Below are 3819 nucleotides of genomic sequence, written 5' to 3' on the forward strand. Positions count from 1 at the left end.
CGCCATACAGGATCAAGAGGCGCCGGCGCTGCGCGCCGCCGCCGACGCTGCGACAAGCAGCGCGCTCCCTGAACTGCGGTCGCGCGGCGCGTCGACGCGTCGGCGGCACGCTGCGCCAGCACCCACCGATCCGCGATTGCTGAATTTTCGATAACCGAGAAGTGTGGGCACGACGAGAGCCGTAACCGGCTTGGTCTCCCGCAGCCCGAGCAGGGATCGGCAGGCAACGCCCGGGGTGACTGGCTGTGGCCCAGATACACAGAGTCGTCGAAACGACGCTTAGGCAAGCGTGTGACGCTAGCTACCTGGCCGAGCATAGAAGATGGCAATCTTTTTTTGAAACCACGTACGAAAAACGTCGGTCATCTCAAAGAGCTTTGTCTTTTCGAGACTCTGAACGGCTTTTTCAGCGGTACCCAAGGTAGATGCCGCACTGAAGTCCACCACTGCGTGATCTGGATACTCATCTCCTGCAGAGTCGAATTTCAGTGGGAAAATATTCAGGTGGTCGAACGCGCCGTCATCATTAGCCCTCCAACTTGACGAGATGCTTTCATGCTGAGGCGAGCCAGGAGATGCCGGCAACCGGATAACGGGTGCAAGCAATATTCCGGAGCGCGAGCGAGGGTTTTCAAGATCACAGTCATACGAACAAACGCATACCAGCTTCTGCTGCTGGACCTCAACTAACCTATCCCAGTCGGCGACGAGGATGCCCTTTTTGGTAGTACCGGGCAGTACCCCCGCCAAATCTCCCACCGACCATTTCGGGAAGGAGGAGACCATACAAATATCACCTTGCCGCAAGGAGTCGCCTGCAACTGGCTCAAACACAGGCTAATCCTCAGCCCAAGGGAGATCAATTTCCGCGCCTGCTCGATAGTTACCAAGCTCCCGGAACCATGCTTCCGGGACGACTACCGGATTAGACAGAAAGAACTCTTCGGCGTGTTCGGATTCGGACGCATCCGGAAGATCACTTACGCCAGAATTGATTACCCTGTCGAAGTTCTCCAATAGCTGATCGACGCGGTTCCAGCCTCGGTTTGCACTGATAGACCGCTCAATAGAGGGGCTAGAGCTATCAGTCGGGACCGATCCCGACAGAAAGTGAACAAAGAGATCCCGCTGCGCGCCGGAGATTCGGTTCCAATCGAAGCCAGCATAACGGTTTACTAGACGCTGCAAGAATTCAACCCCGGGATCGCCCAGCTCACCGGAGTCCACCGGGGCGCGATCATAGAAGTTACGCCGACTCGTACTCATGTCACCTGCTCCGAATCCAAGAGCTTCCCTGCCCGAAGCGCGATCTCCTCTATCTCGGAAATGGAATTCTGGAGATTGGCAATAGCCTGTCGGGCATTACCCTCTTTAGACACATCGTAGTTGATGTTGAAGTCGAGAACCGTCCTGGGATTTTCAGTCTCCGTCAGATACGCCAAACGCCCCTTCTGCCCATTTGAGGTATAGAAATACAAGTACACATCCGCACTGGCCAGCGAAAGGTTGAGAGAATTATGCACTAGGCGATCACTCAATAGAGACTTGGAGAGCTCCCTCTTGAACTCTTCTGTGCCCTCTATAAAGTACTGTACATTGTGACCGACCGCTTTTATTGACTTCGGCCCTACATATTCAAACACCGTTTCCACCATGGTCGATAGCCGGTTTGCGTCAACCATGGGGTTCTGCGGTTCATTTACACCGGCTTCGAATCTATCCGGAATGATTTGCATACGGACATTCCTGTCCTCCGCCTGTAGCGCGACAGGCACACGCAAAATTTCCTTCATTTGTCGAAAATTGAATGTGAAATCAGATGCTTTAATGTTTGCTATTGGGAAATTCTCACCAACCAACACGATATTAAAGGATGCTAAAGACACCTGCGATCCTTTCATCGGCCAGGAGTGCGGGATGGGTTCGGTCTAGAGACAGTCTTACACAGCGTGAGGCACACCGGCTAGCTATCTGCTCCATCTTCGCTCGGAGAGTCTCCACCGTTACCGGTCACCCGCAGGGACCCCCACAATGTGGCTTCGAGGCCGATTGACGAACATGACTATGCCTCGGGGTGGTTCGCGCCCTCCGGTCGCGTGGCGCTGCTGGATGGTGGCCTGCATTGTGTTCTCGCGCCCGTCCAGCGTCAAGGGCGCCCACGGCGTCAGCTTCGCTGATGACTGTCGCCACCCTTGACCCTAGAGCCTCTACGCGAGAAGGGCAGGCCCTTGTCGGGGCAGGCGGGTAGCCAGCCCGGGTATGCGCATGCCACCACCCAGCAGAGCCAGCAAGGGGTCGCGACTCAAGAAGCGTTACTTTGGCCGTACAAACGTCCGCATACAGTGGCGAACCGAACGAAACCCAGAATCGCCAGATTCACCGGAAAGCTCAGTCTCACAACGACACTGGCAGACCTCAGCGGACGGAAAGGGCCCACGGGATGGATCAGAAGGTTAGGGGTTCGAATCCCCTCGGGCGCACAGAGATTGGCCCCCGACCTGCGACAGCGGATCGGGGGCCGATCGGCATTCTCGATGAGAGAGCCGATATCCAGTACCGCGGGTCCGCCGGTGGCCAAGGGCCGTACAACGTCATCGTCACCCCATCGCCGTGATCGACATCGTGGCGGCATTGATCGACGACCTGTCCGTGGGCGGTGACCTGTACTCACGCCACTTCCGTGACTCCGAGGCCTACCCGAAGTGGGAGCCGATGCTCGACGACCGAGTTTCGCAACGGGAAAACCAGTGGAAACCGACACTCGGGTGGTCTAGATTCGCCACCTCGAAGATCCATACCCACGAAGCGAGGTGCATTTCGATGACGGTCCGTGCGACGGCGACCGGCTCCGGTCGACCGTTTCCTGCCGACCCGATGAATTCATCGAAGCCGAGGAGTACCTCCCGTGGACCTACCACGTATCTTCACCATCCGCGAAAGTAACCACCGCATCCACAATCCGTTCACCCCGGAGAAGCTCGCCACTCTGGGCCGGGCACTGCGCCTGCCACCCGGCACGACCGTGCTCGACCTCGCCAGCGGTTCGGGCGAGATGCTGTGTACCTGGGCCCGCGAGCACGCGTTCACCGGGACCGGGGTGGATATCAGCACGGTGTTCACCGAGCAGGCCCGAGCCCGGGCCGCCGAACTCGGTGTCACCGACCGGGCGACCTTCGTTCATGCCGATGCCGCCGGTTTCGTCTCGGACGAACCGGTCGACCTCGCCGCCTGCGTCGGCGCTACCTGGATCGGAGACGGCGTTCCCGGCACCCTCGAGCTGCTGGGTAAGAGTCTGCGTCCAGGCGGAACGGTGCTGATCGGCGAGCCGTACTGGCGGCGGGAGGTGCCGGACGAGGAAACCGCCCGGGCCTGCCACGCGCACCGGAAGAGCGATTTCCGGCTCCTGCCGGATCTGCTCGAGCAGTTCGGCGATCTCGGGTACGACGTCGTCGAGATGGTGCTCGCCGATCCCGACAGCTGGGATCGCTACCAGGCGGCCCAGTGGCTCAACCTCCGCCGCTGGCTCGACGGAAATCCGGACGACGAGCTGGCCGGGGAGGTCCGGGCCGAACTCACCACCGAACCCGCCCGCTACACGCGGTATCAGCGGGAATACCTCGGCTGGGGTGTCTTCGCACTGATGGCTCGCTAACGGTCCGATCAGCGCGGGTCCGGGTGGTCTCCAATCCCGAACCCGCGCTTTCGTCCGCCACTGCCGTTCGCTGTGCCCTAGTGCTGCGGCCAGAACAGGCACCACACCAGAACCAGCAAGGGGATACCCGCGGCGATTGCCAGACCGATGATCGTCACCGCGTACCG

4 protein-coding genes are annotated in these 3819 nt (G+C 59.3%); 1 reads left to right on the forward strand and 3 read right to left on the reverse strand.

Annotation, left to right across the window (positions count from 1 at the left end):
- Window positions 1-297: 297 nt before the first annotated feature.
- Genes ACWDU1_RS30450 through ACWDU1_RS30460 form a run of 3 tightly spaced genes read right to left on the reverse strand, consistent with a single transcriptional unit; the run spans window position 298 to window position 1886 of the window.
- Window positions 298-834 (reverse strand): hypothetical protein, encoded by a 537-nt coding sequence (locus ACWDU1_RS30450; protein WP_450003756.1) that lies wholly within the window; start codon window positions 832-834, stop codon window positions 298-300.
- Between the two features lie 3 nt (window positions 835-837).
- Window positions 838-1227 carry a hypothetical protein gene (locus ACWDU1_RS30455; protein ID WP_450003757.1) on the reverse strand — a complete coding sequence of 130 codons (390 nt, stop codon included), beginning with the start codon at window positions 1225-1227 and terminating at the stop codon, window positions 838-840.
- Window positions 1228-1262: 35 nt separating this feature from the next.
- Window positions 1263-1886 carry a hypothetical protein gene (locus ACWDU1_RS30460; protein ID WP_450003758.1) on the reverse strand — a complete coding sequence of 208 codons (624 nt, stop codon included), beginning with the start codon at window positions 1884-1886 and terminating at the stop codon, window positions 1263-1265.
- A gap of 1019 nt (window positions 1887-2905) precedes the next feature.
- Between ACWDU1_RS30460 and ACWDU1_RS30465 the strand changes: the two genes are divergently transcribed.
- Window positions 2906-3652 carry an SAM-dependent methyltransferase gene (locus ACWDU1_RS30465; protein WP_450003760.1) on the forward strand — a complete coding sequence of 249 codons (747 nt, stop codon included), beginning with the start codon at window positions 2906-2908 and terminating at the stop codon, window positions 3650-3652.
- The last annotated feature ends 167 nt before the right edge of the window (window positions 3653-3819 follow it).

The sequence above is a fragment of the Nocardia sp. NPDC003345 genome, assembly GCF_053589395.1.